The organism is Bradyrhizobium elkanii WSM2783, assembly GCF_000472865.1.
GTDB classification, from domain to species: domain Bacteria; phylum Pseudomonadota; class Alphaproteobacteria; order Rhizobiales; family Xanthobacteraceae; genus Bradyrhizobium; species Bradyrhizobium elkanii_A.
This window is the reverse complement of the sequence record NZ_AXAP01000038.1, coordinates 16,837-41,936: the sequence shown is the minus strand read 5'-3', so window position 1 is coordinate 41,936 and position 25,100 is coordinate 16,837. Positions and strand designations below refer to the sequence as shown.

Genomic DNA, 25,100 nt, shown 5'->3' with positions numbered 1-25,100 from the left:
CGATGTCCAATCCAAAGCTTCAGGCGGTCCTCGACCGCATCGACGCCGATTTCGACAACAGCCTGGAGCGGCTGTTCTCGCTCCTGCGGATCAAATCGATCTCGGCCGATCCGGCCTTCGCGGCTGACTGCAAGGCGGCGGCAGAGCACCTCGCCAAGGACATCGCCACGCTCGGCTTTGCGGCTGAGGTCAGGCCGACCGCGGGCCATCCCGCCATCGTCGCCAAGGCCAATGGCGGCACGGATGGCCGGCCGCACGTTCTGTTCTACGGCCATTACGACGTGCAGCCGGTCGATCCACTTGATCTGTGGCACCGTCCGCCGTTCGAGCCCGTGGTCACCGATCATGCCGATGGCCGCAAGATCATCGTTGCGCGCGGCGCGGAGGACGACAAGGGCCAGTTGATGACCTTCATCGAAGCCTGCCGCGCCTGGAAGCAGGTCGCGGGTTCGCTGCCGGTCGGCATCACCATCCTGATCGAGGGCGAGGAGGAGGTCGGCTCGAAGAACTTCGTGCCGTTCCTGGAAGCCAACAAGTCGGAGTTCAAGGCCGATTTCGCGCTGGTCTGCGATACCGGCATGTGGGATCCGAACACGCCGGCGATCACCACGTCGTTGCGCGGCCTCGTCTATGACGAGGTCAAGATCAAGGCCGCCAACCGCGACTTGCATTCCGGCGTGTTCGGCGGCGGGGCACAGAATCCGATCCGCGTGCTGACCCGCATTCTCGGCGGCTTGTTCGACGACAATGGTCGCATCACCATTCCCGGCTTTTACGACGGGGTGAAGGACCTGCCGGCGGATGTCCTGGAGCAGTGGAAGAAGCTCAACCTGACGCCCGAGACTTTCCTGAAGCCGATTGGGCTCTCCGTGCCGGCCGGCGAGAAGGATCGTCTTCTGATTGAGCAGATTTCCTCGCGCCCGACCTGCGATATCAATGGCATCGTGGGCGGCTATATCGGCGAAGGCTCGAAGACGGTGATCCCGTCGCTCGCCTCGGCCAAGGTTTCGTTCCGCCTGGTCGAAGGGCAGGATCCTGCCAAGATCCGAAAGGCGTTCCGCGATTACGTGACGGCGCGGATCCCGGCCGATTGTTCGGTTGAGTTCGGCGACCATTCCAGCGCGCCCGCTATTGCACTCGACTGGAACATGAAGCCGCTCGCCGCCGCCAAGCGCGCATTGACGGAAGAATGGGGCAAGGAAGCGGTTCTCATGGGTTCCGGCGCATCGATCCCGATCGTCGCCGATTTCAAGCGCACGCTCGGCCTCGATTCGCTTCTGGTCGGCTTCGGGCTCGACGACGACAACATCCATTCGCCGAACGAGAAGTACGACCTCAAGAGCTTCCACAAAGGCATCCGCTCCTGGGCAAGGATTCTGGCCGCGCTCGCGGAGCTGCCGAGATAGGCGCCTCGCACGTCATGCGCGGGCTTGACCCGCGCATCCATCGAAACGGACTGTTACGGGAGGTTGATGGATTACCGGGTCGAGCCCGGCAATGACAGACCCAGAAAGCTGAAACGCCGCCCGGGATTGGGCGGCGTTTTTATTCGATAGTGGAGAGGTTGTTGCATGCAACCTTACACCAAAATCCCGAAAATTCAATTGCGGAAGCTCGGGTCGATGCGGTCGAGCTTGCGCAAGAGCGGCGGCCAGACCAGCGTTGTGGAGCGCAGTTCGGCGCGGTCGGGATTGGAGAGCAGCGCGGTGTTCTTGTCGATCACGGACTGCTCGACCGGGTAGACGGTCGGGCCCAGCATGCGGGTGCGCACCTGCATGGTGCAGGCCCGCTCCAGATGGTACATGCGCTCGAAGGCGGAGGCGACGGAGCGGCCGACCGTCAGCGTGCCGTGATTGCGCAACAGCATATGGTTCTTGCTGCCGAGATCGCGCTGCAGCCGCGGGCGCTCGTCATGATCGAGCGCGATGCCCTCATAGTCGTGGTAGGCAAGATCGTGGGTGACGAGCTGGGCGGTCTGGTTCAGCGGCAGCAGCCCTTCCGGATCGCTCGAGACGGCGGTGCCGTCAGGCGTGTGCAGATGAAGCACGCAGCCGGCGTCCTCGCGCACCTCGTGGATGGCGGAATGGATGGTGAAGCCGGCGGGGTTGATGTTGTAGTCGGTCTTCGACAGCAGATTGCCGCCCAGATCGACCTTGACCAGGCTGGAGGCCGTGATCTCCTCGAACATCAGGCCATACGGATTGATCAGGAAATGATGCTCCGGCCCCGGCACGCGCGCGGAGATGTGAGTGTCGACCAGATCGTCCCAGCCATACAGCGCCACGAGGCGGTAGCAGGCGGCGAGGTTGACGCGCTGTTGCCACTCGGCATCCGTCATATCCGAGGACACTTCCTTCAGGCGAGCTTCCGCTGGCGACATGACCGGCTTCTCCCATGTGTTGATTTGTCAACGGGAAGCGTAGCCTTGCCGCCGGCCGGCAGCAAGGCAGGTTCGGCGTGACTGATATGCCCTTGTGCGCGGGCCCTACGGCGCAGGAATCGCGAGCAGGCTCGAAATGCTTCGGCCGCGGATATCGTAGACGCGGGCGAATACGACGTCATCGCGCTTGATCTCGACCAGCACGGGCGCGGTCAGGCCCTTGCAGTAGAACTCGCCGAGGGTCATGGCGAAATCGGCGGATTGGCTGTCCCAGCCGATGGTGAAGTCCGGGCCGAGCGCAACCTGCGCCGGGCGCTGCGGGCCGCAGACGGCGACCTTCCATTTGCCGTTAACCGGCGGAATTTCCTGTCGCTCGATCAGTTGCTCGCGCAGGCCATCGGAGGCCTGCTTCAGGGCTAGCCCCCAGTAGTCCAGCATGAACAGGTCGTCGGCACCGCGGACCGTGCCGGCGATATGGTTGAAGTGGGTATATTGATACGGATGGAGCCGGATCATCTCGCTGAGCGGCAGCAGCAGGCCGAAGGTGAAGACGGCGAGCGCCACCGGCTGCCAGCTCCGACGCTTTTCGCCGAGCCAGTCCATGGTGCGGGCGAAGGCAAAGCCCGCCAGCACCGCCATCGGCGGGATCACGAAGATGAAATGGCGGATGCCGTTGTAGAGCGCCGGCCGCTTCACCATCGCGATGACCAGGGGCAGCGTTGCCGCCATTGTCAGCATCAAGAGGATGGTCTTGCGCCGCGCGGTGACGTCGGCGCGCGACAGCGACATCAGGCTCATGACAACAGCTGCGACCAGGAAGCCCAGCAGCACCTCGGGAAGCTGCAGCGCGAACAGCGTCGGCAGATAGGACCACGGCATATCCGGCACCGAGACCAGCGCGCCGTCGAACATCTCCTTCCAGGGTTTCTCGAAGAAGTGCGAGAAATAGGTCACGGCCTCGAGCGGGTGGCCCGGTTCCATGATCGACCACGGCCAGATCAGGCCCATCACCAGATAGCCGAAGATCAACCCGGGCAGCAGCACGTAGACCACATGGACGAAGCGATGCGCCGCCTCGCGCGGGCCTTGCTTGCGGACTTCTTCAAGCAACAGCGGCACGAAACCCACCGCGGCGTAGATCAATGCCAGACCGCCGAGAACCCGGCAGCCGAGCGAAAGCCCGGCGCCAAACCCGACGATCAGGATGGTACGCGGCGAGGGCGCCGGATACTCCTCGGCAAGGCGCACAAGGCCCATCAGCAGGATCATCATCGCCACCGCGAATGGCGCGTCCTTCGGGTTCATGAACATGTGGCCGTAGAAGGTCGGGCACAGCGCGAGCAACAGCAGCGCGGCAAGGCCGGCAAGGGGACCGCCCACGCGGCGGCCGAGCCGCCAGGTGACCGCGAGCCCGATCACGCCGACGACGGCGCCGAGCAGCCGGCGGGTTTCGAACAGTTCGAGCGGGATGACCTTGTGCAGCAGCGCCGCCGCCATGTCGAAACCGCCGCCATACATGTACAGATTGGCGAATGACAGCGCGCCGGTGTCCTTGAAGCCGGAACCATACATGCGCAGCAGGAGGTCGGCGTATTCGGCGTGGGTGTAATCGTCCCAGCCCAGCCCATAATCACGGAACGTGAGGCCCGCGATCAGCGCGACCGCGCTCAGCACGATGATCGCAAGATCATCGCAAGTCTTTTCCACCGAGCGCCGCGTGGGCGTTTCGATGGCAGAAGTCGTAATGGATGACATGGCTATTGGTGACCCGGCGTCCCTCGGCCCTGGTGGCGCTTTAGGGCCTCATTCCCCGGCATCCATATAGCGCAGTTCCACTAACGAGTAATTGGGAATTGTGGCGTAATTTACTGATGCGTCGCAGCAATTTGGCATCAATTCGTAGCCGGTAAATCTACGGGGGGCGCGTTGCCGGCCGGCTGTCCTGAGAGGCGAACGGAGCGGTAATCCTGTTCAAGATCCGGATAGGAACCGTCTCCGGAATTGTTGGTTGGCGATGCACATAATATGACGGTATCGTGGAATAGGGGGCCGGCGCGTAGATTCAGCGCGGTTTTCGGGGGTGAGTTTGATGATGGTCGGGATGTTGGTCGCGGGTTTTGGCCTGCTTTTGGCGGGCCTGCTGGCGATCGGCTATGGCATTCAATACAAGGAATTCAGCGTCGGCAGCACGCTGATTCTCTCCGGTGTGTTCGGGTTCTGCACCGGCCTGATCATGTTCGGCCTCTGGCTCAATGTCCGGGAGCTGCGGAATCTCGCCCGGCGCCTGGGCACCGGGGTGCCTGAAGAGGCGCTCCGCGAAGAGCCGCACCACGAATTCCCGCTGCCACCCGTTGCGCCGCGTGCTGCGGCTGCGCCCGAGGGGGGCTTCCCGTTCAGGCGCGGTCAACTAGCGGCAGACGGTTCTGGGGACGGTGAGCCGGAGGGACCCGCGGCGGCCGGTGCCACCCCGCCGCCCTGGTATCACGAGGCTGCCGCGCGCGATCGTGCCCGCAACGAGTTGCCGCCAGGTGCGGAACCGTCGGAGGTTGGCCCGGCAGGTCCCAAGCGGCGCAACCTGATGTTCTCCTCCACGCGCAAGGAGCGTGAACGGGCCCAGCCACGCACAGGCGAGCCTTTGACGCCCGACATGCTCTCGCCGGAGCCGCGTTCGAATCCACTGGCGCCGGCCGCCGAATCGGGCGAGTCGCAGCAGGTGAACTTCGATGACAACTGGCCGAGACCGGAGCGGCAGCGACCGTCCGACCTTCCGCCGCGCCGCGCGCCCCGCATGCCCTCGACCCCAGGCGAGAGCTCCAGCGCGCCGTTGGCCGACCGTCGTCCGCCGCAGCCGCAGGAGCAGCCGCCGGTGACGGTGCTGAAATCGGGCGTCGTCGACGGCATGGCCTATTCGCTCTATTCCGACGGTTCGATCGAGGCGCAGATGCCGGAAGGCATGATGCGCTTCGCCTCCATCGACGAGCTGCGGTCGCATCTCGAGCAGCGTTCGTCATAGATCGGGAAATACTTGCAATCGCGCGTCTTGAAAAATAAAGCCGCGTCGTTCTTGCTAGATTCCCGGTAATCCGCTCATATTTGGCAAGTAATGCGGGGCTCCGCTGATGTATTGGCGTAGCTCGATATTGTCTGCGGTCCTGCCCCTTTGCCAACGTCCAAGCCTCAAGAGAAGGTTGCGCGATGACCGATGCCACCGGCAAAAGCCCTGTCGAACTGACCGCCAACATCGTATCGGCCTATCTCAGCAACAATCCGACCCAGGCCTCGGAGATTCCCAACCTGATCAGCCAGGTGCATGCCGCGCTGATGCGGGTTGCCAGCGGACGGACCGAGGCGCCGCTCGAGCCGGCCAAGCCTGCGGTGTCCGTGAAGAAATCGGTTACATCAGAATATTTGGTCTGCCTGGAAGACGGCAAGCGATTCAAGTCGCTGAAGCGTCACCTGCGCACGCAGTACAACATGACGCCGGAACAATACCGGGAGAAATGGGGACTGCCGGCCGACTATCCGATGGTCGCGCCGAACTATGCGGTGGCGCGCTCACAACTTGCCAAGAAGATGGGTCTCGGTCAGCAGCAGCGGAAGCGGAAGTAACGTTCCGATTTGCGTGAAGAAAGCCCGTCAAAAATGAAGGGCTAGGAAGCGGTAGTCGCGAGCGTCTCACGTGCGTCCGAGCGGATACGCTCGATCATCGAGCGAAATCCGTTGGAGCGCTGCGGCGTCAGGTGATCGCGGAACCCGAACTCATCGAAGATCGCGGCCGCATCCGTCGCCAGGATTTCCTTGGGCGTGCGGTCCGAATACAGCGTGAGCAGGATCGCGATCAGGCCGCGCACGATATGCGCATCGCTGTCACCGAGATAATGCAGCCGCGGCTCGCCGTTGGCGGCGTGATCGATCTTCCTGGAGAGCCAGACCTGGCTCGCGCAACCCTGCACCTTGTTGGCCGCCGAATGCTCTTCTTCCGGCATCGGCGCAAGGGTGCGGCCGAGTTCGATGACGTACCGGTACCGGTCGTCCCACTCGTCGAGCAGCGAGAAATTCTCCCTGATTTCGTCGATCGTCATCGTCACCCGCGTCCCATCACTCCGATCGTTATATAGGGTCGCGGGCGGCCGAATGCGATGAAAATGCAGCCGGTTCCGGCTTATTTTGCGGTCACGGCGCGGGCGGCGGCCGCCATTCGATGGCCTGGTCGTCGGCCGTCAGGGTGTCACGGGACGCAACCAGGGCGACCTCGGCATCCTCAGGCGAGCCGATCGAGCCGGTGTGGTCCGGCGACTTCTTGTCGATGATGATCTGATAGATTTTCCTTGCACCGTCGGTGGCGCGCTGACCGATCACGGTCGCAGCCTGGCCGCCGACCTCGCAAGCCGCAGGCTGGCGCTTGCAGAACTGGCCCATGTCGCTGACAGCAGCGGTCGCCGCCTGCACGGCTTCGGCGGCGCCGATCTGCGGCAGCTTTTCCGATTCAGGTGTTTTGTCCCTTGGCAGCAGCACGAGCACGAGCCCGAGCCAGAATGCCATGCGCAGCAGGAAAAACATCTCGCGACCCCGTCATCTTCGTTTGCGGTTGATCCGCAATTCGCACGTGACTAGCAGCGGTCAATAAAGCGCAAGTGTTTGCCTTGAAGTTAAATCGTCGAAAATTCGCGGAAAATGCGTGCCGAAATGCGCGGGCGCGTTGATTCGCTGTAAATTTTCGATTGATGCCGGCGAGCAGCACGAGCCCGGTCTATCCACCATTTCGAAACCATAAGGTTATCGATCGCGGAAACCTTGCGTTCACCATCCGCGCCAAATGCGCCCGCTGTGATGTGCAAAAGCCGTGCGAATGCACGGAGTCTGGCGGCCGGGCGCTGTGCCTTAGCGTTCGCTTAAGTTCACTCTGACACGGTGAGTCCAAGATGAAGGGGGCGTTCCGACTCGTCTTTGACGCAGGATCGGAAAGCGCGAAAGCCGTGAGTGTTTTGAGTATTATCCGCGATTGTCTCGATGCCCTGCTGCATCCGTCGGCGAGATATGATGCGTTGACGCGGGCGCGGCATCGCGCCTTCATGGCGCCGCGTCTGCTCGGTAGCCTGGCGGCGTTCGCTGCGTTTCCGGTCTATCTCGCGCTGCGCGGCGCGCCGACCGCGATCGAGGTTGCCGCTTTCGCGTGGCTGATCGCCCCGATCCTGTTGTCCTGGTTCCTGTCGCGCACCGGCCGTTATGAAGGCGCGCATGTGCTGTCGTCGCTGGCGCTTGCCGGCTTCGTCATGATTGTGGCGGCGGCCACCGGCGGGATCGCATCCTTTGCCGCGGTCTGGCTCATCGTCGTTCCGATCGAGGCGGCGCTGTCGGCCTCGCGCCGTGTGGTGGCATTCGCTTTTGCGCTTGCGATGTCATGTGCGGCAGCCTTGATCGTGCTCGGCCATTTCCACCTGCTGCCGCCGTCAAATCTGAGCGCGCCATTGCAGGGCGCCTTGATCGGGTTCGGCGTCGTTTCGGCGACGCTCTATGCCGCGGGTCTTGCTTTCGGCGCGGAGTCGCTCGCGCGCACCAGCGTGGCGCTGCTCTATCGCGAGGAAGAACGCTACCGTCTCCTGGCGCACAACATGAGCGACGTGCTGTCGCGCCACAGCCGTAACGGCGCGGTGCAATTCATCTCGCCGGCGGCGGAAGCGATGCTCGGCCTGGCGGCGCCGCGGCTGATGGGGCACGGCCTGTTCGATCGCGTCCATGTCGCCGATCGTCCGGCCTATCTCACTGCGTTGTCGGATGCAGCACGGGGCGGCGAGGGACGCAGCGTCGAATTCCGCCTGCGGCGGGAGGCGCCGCGCGGTTTGATGCAGTCGGCGGATTTCATCTGGGTCGAGATGCGCTGCCGGCCACTCGATCAGGCCGCAGGCGAGGGCGAAGTCGTCGCCGTGATTCGCGACGTCACCGATCGCAAGATGCAGCAGGAGGCGCTGGAGCAGGCGCGCAACGCTGCCGAGCAGGCGGACGCGTCGAAGACGCGGTTCCTCGCCACCATGAGCCACGAATTGCGCACGCCGCTGAATGCCATCATCGGCTTCTCCGACATGATCGCCCAGGAAGACGTGCTGATGCTCGATGCGGCGCGCCGCAAGGAGTATGCGCAGCTCATCCGTGATTCCGGCCAGCATTTGTTGTCGGTGGTGAACGGCATCCTCGACATGTCCAAGATGGAAACGGGCACCTTCGAGATTGCGCCCGAGCCTTTCGCGCCGCGCCCGGCGCTGCTCAACTGCTGCAACCTGCTGGCGCTGAAGGCGCGGGAGAACGGCGTCGATCTGATCACCCGCGCGCCGGAGGATCTGCCCATGATGAACGGCGATCCGCGTGCCTTCAAGCAGATCACGCTCAATCTCGTATCCAACGCCATCAAGTTCACCGAGCGCGGCGGCAGCGTCACGGTGTCGGCTGCGGTCGAGGGATCGCGGCTGATGCTCCGCATCACCGATACCGGCGTCGGCATCGATGCTGACGATCTCAAACGGATCGGCAATCCCTTCTTCCAGGCCGGCAAGACCTATCAGCGCCGCCATGAGGGTACGGGACTTGGGCTGTCGATCGTGAAGGGCCTGGTCGGCTTGCACCAGGGCGAGATGAGTGTAGAGAGCAAGCTTGGCGAAGGCACCACCGTGACGGTGACGCTGCCGCTCTCGTTTGCGCCGCCGCCAGTGCAGGAGCCTTCCGGCAAGATCGCGACGCTGAAGCCCGCGTTGCGATCGGGATTACAAGAACAAGCCCAGCAGGTGAAGAAGAGTGCCTAGAAAAGTCGCCGACGATGACGAGATGCCGCGCCGCCGCCGTCGTGGCGCGCAGGCGGTTGCGATCGAAGCCGAGGAAGAGCGCGGCCTCGTGATGCGCGTGCTGCTGCACAGTCCGAAGGACACGGTCGCCGCCGTGCTCGCGGCCGGCGCCGTCATTGCCATCGTCACCAATGCGCTGTTCCTGCAGGCCGGCCGTCATCCATCGCCGATGTTCGGTTCGGTCGTGACGCTGCCGCCGCCGGCTCCCGCCGTCACCAGCCCGCTGCCGCGTTCGCGACCTGTCGAGGCGGCTGCGCGTCCGGTTGAATCTCAGCCGGTGGAAGCAAAACCCGCCGAGCCTGCGAAGCCTGCCGAACCAAGGGCGGAACCGCGGACCTCCGACTCCAAGGCTTCTGTTTCCAAGACTTCCGATTCCAAGACTCCCGATCCCAAGACTTCCGACCCGATGACCAATCTCGTGCTGAAGTCGACTTCAGCCCCGCCGGCTCCGGCAAATGTCATCCGGCCGCCTGCGCCGATCCCCTCGCGCGGCGAGACCACCCAGAGTGCGACATCGAAGCGTATCGCAGCGGTGCAGCGGGCGCTCACCGAATATGGCTACGGCCAGCTCAAGCCGACCGGCACCATCGGTTCCGACACCCAGACCGCAATCGCCAAATTCGAGCGCGACCGCAAGCTGCCGGTGACCGGCCAGATGTCGGACCGGGTCGTGCGCGAACTCTCGGCAATGATCGGACACCCGGTCGAGTAGGCCTGCGCAACGGCTCGATGCCTCGCGGATCGCCCCCGGACCCGCTACTCCGCTGAACCGATCAGCAAGATTGTTCAGCGCTCGCGGAAAGCCCGGACGATCTGGTCGGACAGCGGCTTGATGAAATAGGACAGCACGCTGCGATCATGGGTCTTGGCAAAGATTTCGGTCGGCATTCCCGGCAGAAGTCTCGCGTCTCCCAATCGCGCCAGCTCCTCGGGCGTGATCGCCACCCGTGCGGTGTAGAAACTCTGGCCGGTGCGCTGGTCCGATGTCACGTCTGCCGAGATGCGGCTGATCGTGCCCTGGATTTCCGGCGTGGTGCGCTGGTTGAAAGCGGAGAACCGCAGGTTCGCCGCCTCTCCGACATGGAGCTGATCGATGTCTCCAGGCGAGATCTTGGCGTCCACGGTCAGAAGATCGGCCTCCGGCACGATCAGCATGACCGGCTCGGCCGGGCTGACCACGCCGCCGACCGTGTGGACACTGAGCTGGTGCACGATCCCGTTCTGAGGGGCGCGGATGTCGACCCGCTTGAGCTGATCCTCCGCTGCGACCTTGCGTTCGATGAATTCTCCGATCTTGCCGTCGATCTCGCGCAGCTCCTTGGCGACCTCGCTGCTGAGGTCCTGATCGATCTGGATGATCTGCAATTCGATTTCGGTGACTTTGCCGCGCACCTGCGCCGTCGCGGCCATCGACTGCGCCAGTTCGCCCTTGAGGCGCGCGGCTTCGCGCTCGAGAACCGTCAGCCGGCTCATCTGGATCAGGTTCTTCTCCCAGAGAGTCCGTACACCCGTGAGCTCGCGTTGGATCAGTTCGATCTCCTCCGCCTTGGCCTCCTGCAGGGCGGCGTAGCCACGGATTTCATCTTCGAGCTGCGCGATGCGCTGGCGGAGCTGCGACTTCTGCCCCAGGCGCGCGGTGGCTCTGAGCTCGAACAATCGGCGTTCGCTGTCCAGGGCCGTGATGAACTCCGGCGAGGGGCGATCGAGCAGCTCGGACGGGACCACGACGTGCTCGGCGCCATCGCGCTCGCTGCTGAGGCGGGCCTTGCGGGCGCGCATCTCATCCAAGCCTTTGGCGTAGATGGCAAGGCCGGCCCGCAGCGCGGTCTCATCGAGTCGCACCAGGGTATCTCCGGCGCGAACATGATCGCCTTCGCGGACCAGCAATTCTCCAACGATGCCGCCGGTCAGATGTTGGACTTTCTTCACATTGGAATCGACGACAACCGATCCGGATGCAGTAACTGCGCCTGACAATTCCGTGGTGGCGGCCCAGCCGCCGATGCCGCCGGTCAGTACGAGCGCGATAACCATTCCGCCGATCAGATGGTGGCGCAGGCTGCGGTCTTCGCTGCGAAATGTGCTCTCGGTCATGTCGATGCCGCGGTTTGAGGAACGACCTTGAATGGCCCTGCGGGGGGTGGTTCTCGTCGGGTCAGCATCGACAACACTTCGTCCTTGGGGCCAAAGGTTTGCTGCCTGCCGTTGGCCATCGTCATTACGAAGTCGACGGCGGCGAGCGCGCTCGATCGGTGCGCGACGATCACGACGATGCCGCCCCGAGCCCGAACCGCGAGGATCGCGCGGGTCAACGCCTCTTCGCCTTCGGCGTCCAGGTTCGAGTTGGGTTCATCCAGCACGACCAGGAAGGGATCCGCATACAGCGCGCGGGCGAGTGCAACGCGCTGCCTTTGGCCGGCGGAGAGGCGCGCGCCCTGTTCGCCGATCTGGGTGTTGTATCCCTCCGGCAAGCCGACGATGAGCTGATGGACGCCGGCTGCGTGTGCGGCCGCGAGCACCATTTCCATCGGCGGGTTCGGGACAAATCTCGCGATGTTCTCGGCGACGGTGCCTTCGAACAGCTCGACGTCCTGCGGCAGATATCCGATGTGATTTCCGAGCGTCTCGGAGGACCATTGCTCCAGCGCCGCGCCGTCCAGTCGGACGACACCGCGCAATGGCGGCCATGCGCCGACCAGCGCCCGGACCAACGAGGATTTTCCCGATCCGCTGGCGCCAATGATCCCGAGCGCGCTGCCCGCCTTGAGGACGAAATTGACGTCGGTGGCCAGCAGCTTTTCGAATTCCGGAGCGGTGACGGACAGTTTTTCCGCAAGCAGCGTGCGGCTCGGCGCGGGCAGGGGCACCTGCGCCGCGGGCGCGGGGATGGCTGCCAGCAGTTTTTCGAGACGCCGCCAACTCTGACGCGCCGCAACGAAACTCCTCCAGTTGGCGATCGCGAGGTCGACGGGCGCGAGCGCGCGGCCGGTCAGGATCGAGCTGGCAATGATGATCCCGCCGGATGCCTCCTGGTGAATGACGAGATAGGCGCCGACCGCGAGGACGGCTGATTGCAGCATTATGCGCAGCATGCGTCCGACGACGCCGAAACCGCCCGAGATGTCGCCGGCGATTTTCTGCTGCCGGCGATAGGCATCGCCGAGCTCGCGCCAGCGCGCGAGCAAACGCGCGGACATCCCCATCGCAACCAGGACTTCCGCGTTACGTCGGCTCGCCTCGGCGAGTCGGTTGCGCGCGGCGGCATGGTTCGACGCTCTTTGCACCGAGCGACGGGACAGGCGATCGGTGAGCAGCGTCAGGATCACCAGCACGAGCGCGCCGCCGAGCACGGTGCCGCCGATCAGCGGGTGGAACGCAAAGCAGATCACGAGATAGATCGGCAGCCATGGCAAATCGAACAGCGCCGGCAGGCCAGCCCCCGATAGCACCGACCTGATGGTGTCGAGGTCCCGGACCGGCTGCAGCCCGTCGCCGCCGCCGCGCGTGCGGAGCGGCAGACGTATCACGAGATCATAGACGCGGTCGCTGACACGCCAGTCGATCTGGTTTCCGATCCGAAGCAGCATGCGTCCACGCGTCAGCTCCAGGATACCCTGGAAGACGAACAGCATGGCTGCAATGACGCTGAGACCGACAAGCGTGGGCACGCTGCGGCTCGGCAGCACGCGATCATAGACTTCCAGCATGAACAGCGAACCGGTCAGGCTCAGCAGGTTGATTAGTCCGCTGAACATCGCGATTGCGATCAGCGCGGCGCGGCAGGATGCTAGCGCTATACGCAATTCCGATTCCGCGGCAGGACGGTTTGCTTGCGCGATTGGCATCACGGGGAATTGCTCCGCAGATTGCAGGTGAGGGGCGCGGTTTGAAAGCATGGATGCGGAGGCGGGGAAGAACCCGCGCCTCCGCAAGTCCAAGGGCAAGTCCACGGCTTGGTGACGGACGGGGAATGGCCCGTCCGTCATGATCGCCATCAGACCAGATACTGGTGGATCAGTTGTAGCTGACCACCCTCGACCTGTTCGCCGCCGACGTTGAAGTGGGCCTGGGTATCGATCAGGTAGACGTTCTCACCGGCGTAGCCGAGGATGTGCGAGACGTCGATGACGCCGGACGATTCCTCGTCCTGGCTCAGGAAGTTCGCGCCGCCCGAAGTGAAGCGGCTCGGATCGTGCTCGGCGAGCTGCGTCAGCTTGTCGGTTGCCGGATCGTACTGCCAGACCTTGCCGAGATGCGCATTGTTGCCGACGTCCTCGCAGAGAACGATCTTGCCGTTCGCGTCGACCGTGAGGTTGTCGAACATCTGCTGCCCTTCGGTGCCGTTGAGCAGCAGCTTGATGGTGCCGCCCGCGGCCGGGTTGCTGGCATCGTTGAAATCCAACGCCCACAGCCGGCTCGGAGCATTGAAGGCGTCCGTCGTCACGAAGTAGAAGCGGTTCGGGTTGAGCGTGTCCCAGGCGCCGTCTTCCGGACGAAGGAAGCTGGTGACGCCGGCGGCCTCGCTTGCCGCATCGATCTGAGCGCCGGTCATGCCGCTGACGTCGCCGAGATCGATCATCGAGAAGGTCGACTTCTCGTCCGTCCCGAGCGGGGAGGCGGTGTTCGGCTCGTTGTTGTTCAACCCGCCTTCCAACTCGCTGACGTGAATGCCGAAGAAATGGCCGCCGGTCAGGCCGGCCTTCTCGACGGCGTTACCGGTTGCCTTCTTGTCGCCGGCATAGAAATAGACCTGACCGTTCTGGCCATCGTCCAACGCCGCGACCACGGTCTTGTCGCCGGTATGCGCATTGGCAACCACGTTCTCGAAGGACATGTTGCCGAGCCAGGCGAGCTCATAGCTATTGCCGTCCTGCGCGCCGCCTACGATATGGGCGAATGCCCGCCCTTCGACACCGGACTCTTCACCGTTGAGATAGAGCCTGCCGTTGAAGCCGAGACCGCTTTGCGCATTGTAGAACGCGCTCTGATCGGCAAGGTCGGCGGAGCAGAATCGGTTGAACGATACCGGGCTGTTGCCGGCGTTGTGGTCGACATAGCTGTTGGTCGTCGTGTCGTAGAGCCAGACGTCGTGGATGAGGTCCTTGCCCGACACCGCCTGCAGCGTGGTCTTGTCGAACACCCATTCCGAGATGAACGCGCCTGTAGCGCCATGGGCGCGCGCGACGCCCAGGTTTCCGCCGAGCTCGTGGTTCATCAGCACGGTGAAGGTCCCGTCGCCATTGTCGAATGCGCCAAGCCCGTCGGGAATGCCGGCCATCTTGTAGCCGCCCACGCTGTCACCCGCCGTCAGCAATGACTGGGTGTAGACATGGGAGTCGCTGCTGAGGAGGTAGGGCGTCTGCGAGCTTGACGGACACTTGACTTCATCTGCGATGATGAACTGTTCGGCATGAAGGCTCGAGATACGCGTATTCTCGATGACGAGCTTGTCGCCGTTGCCGAAGCTGATCTGAACGTCGTGACCGACCTGTCGGGCGGAGTCGATCAGCGCCTGAAAAGAGGCGACATGGAAGTCGCGGATATCGATGCGATCGCCGCGATCGAGGTGCTCGATCGTGTCGACGCCCATGCCCTTGCGGAACAGAAACTTGTCATTGCCGTCGCCGCCACTGAGTTCGTCTTTGCCGGCGCCACCAAACAGCAGATCCCGTCCGGGGCCGCCGAACAGGCGGTCATTACCTTCGCCGCCGATCAGGGCATCGTTACCCTTTCCACCGAACAGCGTGTCGTTGCCTTTGCCTCCGTCGATCAGATCATCGCCCCGAAGGCCGAAGATGATGTCATTGCGGTCCGACCCGAAAAGATCGTCGTCGCTTTTCGTTCCGAACAGCTTCTTGCCGCCGTGGTGATGCGCGTGATGGTATTGATGACGTCCTGACATTGCTTTCCCCTGGAAAATGGATCGTAGCCCGGTCCGTTAACCAATCGGCCGTGACGGTCGCGCGACATCGGGATGAAGTTGCAATCGCTAGAGGCGGAAACTCGCCCATCTGCGGCAAATGATGTCGATTTTCTCGGGAAATTCGGCTTGTTTTAGTTGCGTGACAAAGAGTCGCGGAGTGCTGGTGCCTTGTGGAAAAGGTGGCAATTCGGTCACCTCTTGGGAGGCCACCGGCTCGCCCGGTTCGTTTGAGCGTCTCGCACAAAACGAGCGGAGAGGCACTGGCGCTGACCTCGCGGCCGGCTTATCGTTGTGCAATGCGATTGAAATCAAGCATCTGGGTGTCCGCATATCTGCGGCGCTGCCAGACGGAAGGCGTGTTCGGTGCGGTGCGCCGGCGCGGCGCGGAGGAGGCGGGGGCGGTGTTCGTCAAGGTGGCGCTGCTCGACGGCAACGCCATGCTTTACACGCCCGCGCCGCAGACAGCCTATGAAGACAGCCGGCCGTTCGACCGCATCTTCGTGCCGATGACGAAGGAGCCGGTACCGGAATCATCGGTGGAGCAACGGCTTGCCAAGGAAATCCGGTTCGATCCCGATGTCTGGGTCGTCGAGACCGAGGACAAGGCCGGACGGCACTTTCTGGACCTGGCGAAGGGTTAGAGGTTTTCGAGCGAAGCATGCCCTCGGACTTGATCCGAGGGTGGAGACCGGTTCGCGTGAAGAAAACGCGTCAAAACAAGAATCTGGAGCTTCGGTTCTGATTCAATCAGAACCGAAAATGCTCTAGCGTCCGGAGCTCTGCGAGCGGATCGCGGGCGCATCGCCCGGCTGACCCGCCGGGCGCCTATCGGCAGATGTGGAGCGTGCGCGATGGCGTTCGTCATCGTAGAGCGAGGGGCGATATTTGGCGCGCGCGACCGCCATGGTTGAGCCGCGCCATGCAGCGAGCATGATGAGCGCCGTGCGCTCGCTCAGCCGATCGTACATTCGCGACAAGCGGAATACGTAGTGCACCGATGAACCCAACGCCGGATTGAGGAACATCAGCACCCGCTGGAACGCCGGGCTCGGCATGTTCAGCGCTCTCGCCGCGCAGGCCAGCGGCTCGCCGCCGGGATCATTCACCACCTGCTCGGCGATGCGCGACGGCAGGATCAGGGCTTCGCCGACCTCGCGCGCGAAATTCTCGATGTCTTCGGCGAAGGCCGCCATTTCCAGGATTTCGATGGCGCGCGCGGCGCGCGCTGCAGGAATCCGGGCTGATGCCTTCAGCGGCGTCTGCACGATGTTCTGCAGGATCTGGACCCGTTCGCTGGCCGTCGCGGCGAAGAACATGTCGGTGATCTCTGCGGCATCGTTGGGCCGCATTGCGAGGCTCGCTGCCATCCGAAGCTGCGCTTCGGTCGGGGGTTGGACCGGCAATGGTGGAGACGGCGGCCCAGCGATTTCAGCGGCGACCGGCAACTGCTGGTCCGGGTCGGTGCGCCGCAGGCTAAGCTTGCCGAGAAGCTCCTCCGGCGTCGCCGGATAGACCGAGAGCCGCGCCCGCACCGCCGCGCGCGTCGCATCGTCCACCTGGTCGATCAGGCGCGAGGCAAGTTCGACGAACTGCCGCTCTTCATCAGCCGAATGAGCTTTGGCCTGCACATAGAGGTCGGTGAGCACGCGCAGCAGCGTCGGACGGATGTCGACGCCCTCGCGACGAGAGAGGGTCATCAGCCCGTCGAGGCCTGGAATGACTGGAGCTGCGCTCATGGGAAGGCGTACGCGACTTTCGAGAATGCGCAAAACGTTCTGACGCCAGCCTATGTCGGCGGCTTTAAGAGCCGGTTAAGGAAAACGAGCCGTGAAGGCATCCGTTAAAATGTGAACTATCTGACGGAAGCGATCTGGCGAATAAGGCACACTCGCCACATCGGTAATCGACCGGCGGCTCCGATTAAGAGGTCGTTAACCACGTGCGGTTCTTAATCCGGACGTCGCCTGGCAATCATCGCCGCGCGGCAGGCAGAGAGAACAGAAATGGGCACCATCATTGAGTTTCCGGCGGATGCGGCTTCGCGGCGGCTGGGCGCAGTCATGGGTGGCGCTGCAAGCGATGGCATGGGGACTGTTCTGATCCTTCCCGTTATCCGGATTGAGCGCGTAACCGAGCAGAGCGACGGTGGACGCGGGCCGGCAGAAGGTGCAGCGCCTCGTCGCCGTCGTCGTCGGCGCACCTGACGATTGGACGTTTGAGATGCGGAAGGGGGATCTTCCGAGCCGGAGCACGGGACGCCGTCGCGCACGCCCGGTAGTGGCGCTGCTGCTGATCGGCACGGCGCTCGGCGGCTGCAGCGGCGGTGATTTCGGACGCACCCGCGCCGACTTCCGCAACGACGACATGCACCGCTGGCTCGGCGCGGAAGCGACCGGCAGCATCGGCATGAGGCCCTCGCAGTTCCAGCTTACCGAGAACGAGCGCCAGCTCCGCGATCTCGCCTATCCCCTGATCGAGCCGCCACATTCGCGGCCGGCCTGGAAGAGCGTGTTCGGCGATTATCAGCCGCTGCCATCGCCATGGCGACAGAAGGTGGTGTTCGACCGCACCGCTTACGGGCGGGCGCTGATCGATGAGCCCCACCGCGCGCACACTTCCCGCTACATGCAGCTGATCGACGACGTGCGCGACGACATCACACGCTTCGAGCCGTTCTTTGCCACCGCCTGGCGCGTCATCGAGCTCGACCGCAAGCGCAATGCCAGCCTCGGCATGGTGTCGGACCTGTCGCCGCGTGAGCGGGCTGACGCGATCGCGCGGATGGAGGAGAACACGCTGATTGTGCAGTGGGTCCAGCAATGCCTGGAGCGGCGGATCTCGTCCTATCGCTGGGCGCTGGAGCGGTTGGTGATCCAGGCGCCCGATAACGTCGCGGCTGATGCCGACCGCCTGATCGGCGAGCTCGCCGTGCTGACCGCCAATCCGCCAGTCGCCGCACAGCCGCCGGTGATCGGGCACGCCACCGTCGTGAAGGGCTAACGACCGCGCCACCGCACACAGACCTCATCCTGGGGAGCGGGCGTAAGCCCGCGTCTCGAAGGATGGGCCACGGGCCTCATGGTTCGAGACGGCGCTGCGCGCCTCCTCACCATGAGGGCTGGCAGTCTAGCGCTTGCCGGAAGGCCGTGCCGCGGGCGCAGGGGCGGGGAGCGGGATTTCGGCCTGCTTCGGTGCCGGCGGCCAGGCCTGCACCTTGCAGCTTGCGGCCGCGAGCGAGGCCTGGGCCTGCGGCATCAGGCCGGGCTCGGCCGCCAGCGCCTTCAGGAGGATCAGGCCGGTCGTGGTCGGGGAATCGATGATCAGCCGGTCGGCGGCGGTGACGTCCTCATCCTCCGGCAGCTCGTTGTGCTGCGCCTCGGTCATCAAATCGAGCTCGATCACCTTCTTGCCGGCGGAGCGGTCGTTGATGGCGTAATAGGCGAGCTCGTTGCGAGTGTAGAACGACACCGAGGTATAGGCCTGGCTCACCGGCACCGTCAGCTTGATCGGCCCGGTCGAGAGATCGTAGCGGCAGATCGCCATCGCGAATGCCGGGTCCATGAACGGCATCAGCGAATTGCCGGGATCCGCTGATGGCAGTGGTGTGACCGCGTTGAGCTGCGTGATCGGCGTCAACCGCGAATAGGCGTCCTGCGAGGCGATCCGCGGCAGGGCCAGCACGCTGACGAGGTGCACCACGCCGCCCAGCAGCACGCCTGCGATGATCGTGAAGGCGAGGCGGATCATGGGCAGCCCACCGTCGAAATCGTCGGCATCGGCGCGTCGCGCTGGGTCCGCGTCGCCACCCCGACCGGCGTATCGTAGAGCCGCAGCATCAGCGCGTAACGCTCGATGCCGCCCGTCGGCAGCCAGTTGCCGGCGCGCGAGCGCGAGGCGATGCGGATCTCGAAGGTGCCATCGGATGCGCGGATGATCTCCTGGCTGGTGAAGCCGTAGCGCTGCAGCGAATTCGCCACCAGACGGCCCTTGTTGTCGAACAGCGTCAGCGTCCAGAACCGCGCCGGCGGGGTGACGCCGCTGACGACGACGTCGCAGCGTCCGTCGAGCGGTTTCTTGTTGTCGTCGGTGGTGGCGGTGAAGCCGATGCCGTCGCCGGTGCCAACAGGCAATTCGCCCGAGCGGGCGATGATCGCGCGGTTGTAGGGGTCGATGTCGGATGTGCCGTTCCGCGGCCGCGCCGTCCATGCGCCGATCTTCAGCGTGCCGATATTCGTGCCGCGCGTCGCGGCGACGTAAGTCGAGCCGAGCCCGATCCCGGCGGCAACGATCAGCGCGAGCAAGGTGATGAGGATCAGCCGCACGGCCTTACAGCTCCGAAGCGATCACTGGCCGGATCATGCTCTAGTTCTTGCGCGGCGTCGGTGGCGCCGCCTGGTCGCCGGCCGCCGTGATGTAATTCTCGGGGAAGGCCAGTGCGCTGGACGACGGCTTATCCGGTTGCGCCGGCGCGTTGGACGACGTCTTGCCCAACGTCCTGGCCGCATCGTCGAGCATTTTCTCGACCCGCACCAGGATATCGGCGCCGCGCTTGGTCAGCACTGGCGGCGGACCGGGCTTGGTCTCGAGTATCTTGGGCGCGGCATTCGCCTGCGCCGCCGGCTCCTTCGGCAGTTTCTGGCCCATGCCGATGCCGGGAATTTCCCGGACCTCGACGCCCTGATGCGCGGCGACCATGATGTCGTGCCAAGTCTGTGCCGGCAGCGAGCCGCCGGTCATACGATTGGTTGGCGAGTAGTCGTCATTGCCGTACCAGACCGCGCAGGTGAAGTTGCCGGTGTAGCCGACGAACCAGGCGTCACGATAAGCGTTGGTGGTGCCGGTCTTGCCGGCGGTCGGAATACCATCGAGCGCGGCGCGGCGGGCGGTGCCTTCGCTCACCACGTGGCTCATCATCCCCGCCATGTCGGCGGCAACGGAGGCCGGGATCGCCTGCCGCGGCTGCGGACCGTCGCGGTCCCAGCGCCAGACGAGGTCGCCGGCGCCGGTGCGGACTTCCAGCACCGAATGTGGTGTGACGGACCGGCCCCTGTTCGGGAACGTCGCGTAAGCGACCGCATGCTCGACCACGGTGACCTCGTCGGAGCCGATCGGCAGCGACGGCGTATCCGGCAGCGGCGCCTTGAGGCCGAAACGACGGGCCACTTCGACGATCTTGGCGCGGCCGGCCTTCGGGCCTTCCTTGCCGCCGAGCGCGATCGAGAGTTTCACCGGCACGACGTTGATCGAGCGCGTGATCGCCTGCGTCAGCGTCACCGAGCCGGAATAGGAGTGGCCATAGTTCTGCGGGCACCAATTGCCGATGCATACTGGGCCGTCGACGATCTTCGAGTTCGGCGTGAACCCGTTCAGGAGCGCCGTGGTGTAGACATAAGGCTTGAATGACGAGCCGGGCTGCCGGTAGGCGTCGGTGGCGCGGTTGAACTGGCTGGCGCCATAGTCGCGGCCGCCGACCATCGCGCGCACGCCGCCGTCGAGATCGGCGACCACGGTCGCCGCCTGGGTCGCGTGATAGTCGCGGCCGAACTGACGAAGCTGGTTCTCGATCGCCTCCTCGGCGGCGCGCTGTACGTTCATGTCGATGGCGGTACGGACCACGAACACGCGCTCGGTGTAGGATTTCGGGAAGGTGTCCACGAGCCTGCGCATCTCGTCGAATGCCCAGTCGAGATAGTAGTTCGGCGAATTCTCGTCGCGCCGGTCGACCGCCACAGCGGGATTGCGGCGGGCGCCGAACACCTGGCCCTCGGTCATGAAGCCGGCATCGACGAGGTTATCGAGCACGACGTTGGCGCGGGCGCGCGCCGCCGGCAGGTTGATATGCGGTGCGTATTTGGTCGGCGCCTTGAACAGGCCGGCGAGCATCGCGGCTTCCGCCAGATTGACGTCGCGCGCCGACTTGTTGAAGTAGAAATGCGCCGCGCCGTCGACGCCGAAGGTGCCGCCGCCCATATAGGCGCGGTCGAGATAGAGCTTCAGGATCTCGTTCTTGCTGAGGCGGTGCTCGAGCCAGATCGCCAGGAATGCTTCCTTGATCTTGCGCTCGATGGTGCGCTCGTTGTTCAGGAACAGGTTCTTGGCAAGCTGCTGCGTGATCGAGGAGCCGCCCTGGCGCACGCCGCCGGCCTGCGCGTTGGTGACAAGCGCGCGGGCGGTGCCGGCGATGTCGATGCCGAAATGGTCGTAAAAGCGGCGGTCCTCGGTGGCGAGGGTGGCCTTGATCAGAACGTCCGGAAAGTCTTCCAGCGGGATCGAGTCGTTATGCTTGATGCCGCGGCTGCCGATCGGATTGCCGTAACGGTCGAGGAAGCTCACCGCGAGATCGGACTTCTTCAGCCAGTCGTCATCGGCGGTTTCGCGGAACGCCGGGATCGCCAGCGCCAGCAGCACGACCATGCCGCCGAGCCCCATGGTGGCGGCTTCCGACAGCGGCTCGATGAGCACCCAGCGCTTCCAGCGGCCGACATAGAAGCGGTCCATGAAGGTGGAATAGCGCTCATAAAGCTCACGCAGTCCCCTGGCGGAGGAGAACAGCGTGGAGTCGATGCGCGCATCCAGGTCCAGAAAGAAGTTCCGGAGCTTGGTCGTCCACTGCGGCGGTAGGATCTGGCGCACCGGGGCCCTTGCTCGTTTAGAAACCGCTCACGTGCCCATCCATTTGGGCACCGGTCGAGCGTCTTGATTCCATGTTGCGGCAAACCCAAGGCGCTGTTCGCGTCACCTGGGAGACTCGGTTGTTGTTTCTATCTGAGCGGAGGCTATAAACCAATGGTGTTGCTTGCGATTTTAATGTCAGGCTGAACCTGTTTGTGAACTCGTTGGCTGGCCCGTAGATGGGCCCGCTTGCGCGCCTGCCACTGCCGCCCCTAGATGGGGTGCGAGCCGAGTTAAACCAAATTCTTCGATGTCCATGACCGCACCACCCAAGCGCGCCTCGAACCAGGAGGGATTTTTCTGGAAAACCAAGACGTTGGAGCAAATGTCCAATGTCGAATGGGAAAGCCTGTGCGACGGCTGCGGGCGCTGCTGCCTGGAGAAGCTCGAGGACGAGGACACCGGGAAGATCTACTTCACCCACGTCTCCTGCAAACTCCTGGATGCGGGGCGCTGCGCCTGCAAGGACTATCCGAACAGGTCCGACAAGGTTCCGGACTGCGTCCGGCTGACGCCCGAGAATGTCCGTAGCCTCAATTGGCTGCCGCCGAGCTGCGGCTACAAACTGGTCGCGGAGGGGCGCGATCTCTATTGGTGGCATCCGCTGATTTCCGGCGACCCGAACACCGTGCACGAGGCCGGCGTCTCCGTGCGCGGCCGGGTGCAGGGAACCGAGGACGAGATCCCAGACGCCGAGCTCGAGGACCACATCGTGCGGTGGCCGGCGCTGTTGCCGAAGCGGGCGCGGCTGAAAAACCGGCCGAAATCGTAGCGTCTCATCCAAGGCGCAACTCACGTCATTGGGATGACGCGGCCTCGGAATGCGCCCATGCGCTGAGCCGCCTGCCTCAGCAGACATTTGCTGCCTAGATTGAAATTCATAGAACGATTCCATTGCGGCGTTGCGCTGCAGCGAGAAATTGCGCCCGAGATGAACAAGTTCGAACGGCAGAGCCGTGAACCTGCCGGCCGACAGACATTGCCTGCAGACGTAGCCGAAGAGCTGTCCCGCCTGCCGACCGAGGTGATCGACCTCGCCGACGCGCCACCCTTGGCGCCGCCGGCTCCGCTTGCCCCGGACGAAGTCCGCACCATCGTGATCAGCCTGATGCTGACGATGTTCCTGGCGGCGCTCGACCAGACCATCGTCGCGACGGCGCTGCCGACCATCGGCCGCCAGTTCGGCGACGTCTCCAACCTGTCCTGGGTAATCACGGCCTACCTCTTGGCGTCGACCGCGGTGGCGCCGGTATTCGGCACGCTGAGTGACATCTATGGCCGCCGCGCCATGATCATCACCTCGCTCAGCCTGTTCGTCGTCGGTTCGATCCTGTGTGCGGTCGCACCCAACATGCCGATATTGATCCTGGCGCGCGGGCTGCAGGGACTCGGCGGCGGCGGCATCATGCCGGTCGTGCAGACCGTGATCTCCGACGTGGTCAGCCCGCGCGAGCGCGGCCAGTACCAGGCCTATTTCAGCAGCGTCTGGATGGCCGGCGGCATCGCGGGGCCGGTGATCGGCGGCGTGTTCGCCGAGCATCTGCACTGGTCGATGATCTTCTGGATCAACCTGCCGCTGTCGTTTGCTGCACTGGCGCTGCTGTTGCCGAAGATGGGCAAGATCCCGGTGTTCCACCGCAGGCGCAAGGTCGACTGGCTTGGCGGCATCCTGTTGATGGCCTCCGCGGTCGTGTTCATGCTGGTGTTGACCTGGGGCGGCAACCATTTTGCCTGGCTGTCGCCGGTGATCATGGCGATGATCGGCGCGTCGTTTGCGCTCGCCGCCACCTTCGTGTGGCACGCGGGCAGGGCGGACGAGCCGTTCCTGCCGCTGTCGCTCCTGAGCGGAACAGTCGTTCCTTTCGCGATCGTCGCGGGCAGTTGCGCGCTTGGCGCGATCGTCGGGCTGACGGTGCACCTGCCGCTCTACTATGAGGTGGTCTATCACCTCAGCGCCAGCGAGGCCGGGCTGGCGCTGATCCCGCTTGCCGCGGTCTCGACCTGCGGCGCGGCGATTGCCGGCCGGACCATGGCGCGTGCCAAGCATTACAAGCGCGTCGCGATCGTCGGCACCTCGGTCGCCGCCCTCTGCGGCGTGGCGATGTCGATGACCACGCTGCCGCTGTGGGGGCTGCTCACGCTGATGTCGGTGTTCGCGCTCGGCCTCGGCACGACGTTTCCGGTCAGCGTGGTCTCGCTGCAGAATGCGGTGGCGCGCTCGCAGGTCGGCACCGTGACCGGTGCGATGAATTTCTTCCGCGCGCTGATGGCCTCGTTCGCGGTGGCGGCGTTCGCCGCGATCCTGCTGATGGCGCTCGGAGCCGACATCTCGCTTGCCGGCGAACATCATGGCGAGGTGAGTTCGATCCCGGTCGCCGACATGACCAACGCCTTCCGCTTCGTCTTCGGCGCCGCCGCCGTGCTGCTCGCAACGGCTGCGCTGTGCATCACCATCATGGAAGAGCGGCCGCTCGCAGGCCCGACCACGCGCCAGGTGGAAGTGGCGGAGTAGGCGGATCGGGCCTTACGTCGCGGCCCGCCCGTGCTTTCGTGGACGACGTATTCCGTCCTGAAAGCCCAAGGACGCACCGTGCGCGCGTCCTTGCTACGAATGTCTATGGGATTACAAAACCTGCCGCTTACGGTCTTGGCTGTATGAAAACGCCAAGGCGCTTGATGGCGATAGAAGAAGTAGTTCGTCCGGGACCTTCTTGGCCCCCAAACTCGCAAGCAGCGGGAATAAAAACGGATGCCAGACGGTAATAAGGACTGTCTGGCATTCAGGGGCTGAACTCAAGCCCTTAAGTTCCACTTCAGTTCACTCCGCAATCGTTGCTCAACGCAAACAAAGGAGTGTCCAAATGTCTCGTCTTTCAGTTTTCGCAGCGGCAACTTTTCTGTCGGTGTTAGCGACAACCCCGATGGCCTTCGCCACGGAGCATCGCCACGTCCGCACAGCGCCGCAGCACATCAGCCTTCCAGCGCGGGCCTACGCAGGGCCTCAGCCATTGATGCACTACCATGACACTCCAAGCTACAACGACCCCTCGAAGAATGGATGCTGCGGCTGACCTGCAATGCAAGTAGAGCATCTCTGAAGACGTGCTCGGTGCTCGACGTAAGTGCGCAGGCAGTGACGGCCTACGCCTTGCGGAAGTGGGCGCGCGCCATACGCTTCAGTTAGCAGGTCCGCAATCGGTCGTCAGGGTCCTTTGGAGGGTGCCGAAGCCGCGGGGTCCGCGCGACCGCGCCCTGCGAGCGTATTTGCAGTTTTTCAAATCGCTCTAAATTT

At 64.0% G+C, this 25,100-nt stretch carries 21 protein-coding genes and 1 pseudogene; 10 read left to right on the top strand and 12 right to left on the bottom strand.

Annotation, left to right across the window (positions count from 1 at the left end; all coding sequences use genetic code 11):
* Window positions 1–2: 2 nt before the first annotated feature.
* Window positions 3–1,406 carry a M20/M25/M40 family metallo-hydrolase gene (locus YY7_RS0128360; protein WP_028166167.1) on the top strand — a complete coding sequence of 468 codons (1,404 nt, stop codon included), beginning with the start codon at window positions 3–5 and terminating at the stop codon, window positions 1,404–1,406.
* Between the two features lie 194 nt (window positions 1,407–1,600).
* On the opposite strand, the gene YY7_RS0128355 is transcribed toward YY7_RS0128360, so the two are convergent.
* Together YY7_RS0128355 and YY7_RS0128350 are read right to left on the bottom strand one after the other, a co-directional pair.
* Entirely contained in the window at window positions 1,601–2,380 is a 780-nt protein-coding gene (locus tag YY7_RS0128355) for a class II aldolase/adducin family protein (protein WP_028166166.1), read from the bottom strand.
* Between the two features lie 105 nt (window positions 2,381–2,485).
* Window positions 2,486–4,135 carry a glycosyltransferase family 39 protein gene (locus YY7_RS0128350; RefSeq protein ID WP_028166165.1) on the bottom strand — a complete coding sequence of 550 codons (1,650 nt, stop codon included), beginning with the start codon at window positions 4,133–4,135 and terminating at the stop codon, window positions 2,486–2,488.
* A gap of 334 nt (window positions 4,136–4,469) precedes the next feature.
* On the opposite strand from YY7_RS0128350, the gene YY7_RS0128345 reads away from it, so the two are divergent.
* Entirely contained in the window at window positions 4,470–5,393 is a 924-nt protein-coding gene (locus YY7_RS0128345; protein WP_028166164.1) for a hypothetical protein, read from the top strand.
* A 182-nt stretch (window positions 5,394–5,575) separates the two neighbouring features.
* Window positions 5,576–5,989, top strand: a complete 414-nt coding sequence (locus YY7_RS0128340; RefSeq protein ID WP_028166163.1) for a MucR family transcriptional regulator — start codon at window positions 5,576–5,578, stop codon at window positions 5,987–5,989.
* 41 nt (window positions 5,990–6,030) lie between these two features.
* Here YY7_RS0128340 and YY7_RS0128335 read toward each other — a convergent pair whose 3' ends face one another.
* Together YY7_RS0128335 and YY7_RS0128330 are read right to left on the bottom strand one after the other, a co-directional pair.
* On the bottom strand, window positions 6,031–6,462 hold the full coding sequence (locus YY7_RS0128335; protein WP_028166162.1) for a SufE family protein: 432 nt from the start codon (window positions 6,460–6,462) through the stop codon (window positions 6,031–6,033).
* Window positions 6,463–6,553: 91 nt separating this feature from the next.
* Complete coding sequence (locus YY7_RS0128330; RefSeq protein ID WP_028166161.1) at window positions 6,554–6,940, bottom strand: DUF5330 domain-containing protein; 387 nt, start codon at window positions 6,938–6,940, stop codon at window positions 6,554–6,556.
* Window positions 6,941–7,356: 416 nt separating this feature from the next.
* Here YY7_RS0128330 and YY7_RS0128325 point away from each other — a divergent pair, with 416 nt between their 5' ends.
* Window positions 7,357–9,174 (top strand): sensor histidine kinase, encoded by a 1,818-nt coding sequence (locus YY7_RS0128325; protein WP_028166160.1) that lies wholly within the window; start codon window positions 7,357–7,359, stop codon window positions 9,172–9,174.
* Window positions 9,167–9,925, top strand: a complete 759-nt coding sequence (locus YY7_RS0128320; RefSeq protein WP_028166159.1) for a peptidoglycan-binding domain-containing protein — start codon at window positions 9,167–9,169, stop codon at window positions 9,923–9,925. Before YY7_RS0128325 ends, YY7_RS0128320 begins: the two co-directional genes overlap by 8 nt.
* 74 nt (window positions 9,926–9,999) lie before the next feature.
* Here the strand turns inward: YY7_RS0128320 and YY7_RS0128315 are convergent, their stop codons facing one another.
* From YY7_RS0128315 to YY7_RS64495, 4 genes and pseudogenes are all read right to left on the bottom strand, one after another.
* Window positions 10,000–11,307, bottom strand: coding sequence for an HlyD family type I secretion periplasmic adaptor subunit (locus YY7_RS0128315; RefSeq protein ID WP_028166158.1), 1,308 nt, complete (start codon window positions 11,305–11,307; stop codon window positions 10,000–10,002).
* A complete protein-coding gene (locus YY7_RS0128310) occupies window positions 11,304–13,058 on the bottom strand; it encodes a type I secretion system permease/ATPase (protein WP_051396978.1) in 1,755 nt (584 codons plus the stop codon). The genes YY7_RS0128315 and YY7_RS0128310 overlap by 4 nt, the downstream gene beginning before the upstream one ends.
* Window positions 13,059–13,207: 149 nt before the next feature.
* A complete protein-coding gene (locus tag YY7_RS62105) occupies window positions 13,208–14,803 on the bottom strand; it encodes a hypothetical protein (RefSeq protein WP_196237350.1) in 1,596 nt (531 codons plus the stop codon).
* 69 nt (window positions 14,804–14,872) lie between these two features.
* Window positions 14,873–15,115: pseudogene (locus tag YY7_RS64495) on the bottom strand (calcium-binding protein); the annotation flags it as partial.
* A gap of 317 nt (window positions 15,116–15,432) precedes the next feature.
* Here YY7_RS64495 and YY7_RS0128295 point away from each other — a divergent pair.
* Window positions 15,433–15,777, top strand: a complete 345-nt coding sequence (locus tag YY7_RS0128295) for a DUF1491 family protein (protein WP_028166156.1) — start codon at window positions 15,433–15,435, stop codon at window positions 15,775–15,777.
* Window positions 15,778–15,900: 123 nt separating this feature from the next.
* Here the strand turns inward: YY7_RS0128295 and YY7_RS0128290 are convergent, their stop codons facing one another.
* Window positions 15,901–16,833, bottom strand: a complete 933-nt coding sequence (locus YY7_RS0128290; protein WP_080663887.1) for a DUF2336 domain-containing protein — start codon at window positions 16,831–16,833, stop codon at window positions 15,901–15,903.
* Window positions 16,834–17,139: 306 nt separating this feature from the next.
* Here YY7_RS0128290 and YY7_RS63540 point away from each other — a divergent pair, with 306 nt between their 5' ends.
* Together YY7_RS63540 and YY7_RS0128285 are read left to right on the top strand one after the other, a co-directional pair.
* A complete protein-coding gene (locus YY7_RS63540) occupies window positions 17,140–17,340 on the top strand; it encodes a hypothetical protein (protein WP_080663886.1) in 201 nt (66 codons plus the stop codon).
* Between the two features lie 16 nt (window positions 17,341–17,356).
* Window positions 17,357–18,136, top strand: coding sequence for a hypothetical protein (locus YY7_RS0128285; RefSeq protein WP_051396983.1), 780 nt, complete (start codon window positions 17,357–17,359; stop codon window positions 18,134–18,136).
* A gap of 126 nt (window positions 18,137–18,262) precedes the next feature.
* On the opposite strand, the gene YY7_RS0128280 is transcribed toward YY7_RS0128285, so the two are convergent.
* Genes YY7_RS0128280 through YY7_RS0128270 form a run of 3 tightly spaced genes read right to left on the bottom strand, consistent with a single transcriptional unit; the run spans window position 18,263 to window position 21,769 of the window.
* Window positions 18,263–18,883 carry a DUF1254 domain-containing protein gene (locus tag YY7_RS0128280; RefSeq protein ID WP_028166153.1) on the bottom strand — a complete coding sequence of 207 codons (621 nt, stop codon included), beginning with the start codon at window positions 18,881–18,883 and terminating at the stop codon, window positions 18,263–18,265.
* Window positions 18,880–19,458: a DUF1214 domain-containing protein gene (locus tag YY7_RS0128275; protein WP_028166152.1), complete on the bottom strand. Its 579-nt coding sequence runs from the start codon at window positions 19,456–19,458 to the stop codon at window positions 18,880–18,882. Before YY7_RS0128275 ends, YY7_RS0128280 begins: the two co-directional genes overlap by 4 nt.
* 40 nt (window positions 19,459–19,498) lie before the next feature.
* A complete protein-coding gene (locus YY7_RS0128270; RefSeq protein ID WP_028166151.1) occupies window positions 19,499–21,769 on the bottom strand; it encodes a transglycosylase domain-containing protein in 2,271 nt (756 codons plus the stop codon).
* Window positions 21,770–22,064: 295 nt separating this feature from the next.
* On the opposite strand from YY7_RS0128270, the gene YY7_RS0128265 reads away from it, so the two are divergent.
* Both YY7_RS0128265 and YY7_RS0128260 read left to right on the top strand, forming a co-directional pair.
* A complete protein-coding gene (locus YY7_RS0128265) occupies window positions 22,065–22,580 on the top strand; it encodes a YcgN family cysteine cluster protein (RefSeq protein ID WP_028166150.1) in 516 nt (171 codons plus the stop codon).
* A 159-nt stretch (window positions 22,581–22,739) separates the two neighbouring features.
* The gene (locus YY7_RS0128260) at window positions 22,740–24,320 is read left to right on the top strand and encodes an MDR family MFS transporter (protein WP_028166149.1); all 1,581 of its coding nucleotides are present in this window, start codon (window positions 22,740–22,742) and stop codon (window positions 24,318–24,320) included.
* Window positions 24,321–25,100 lie beyond the last annotated feature (780 nt).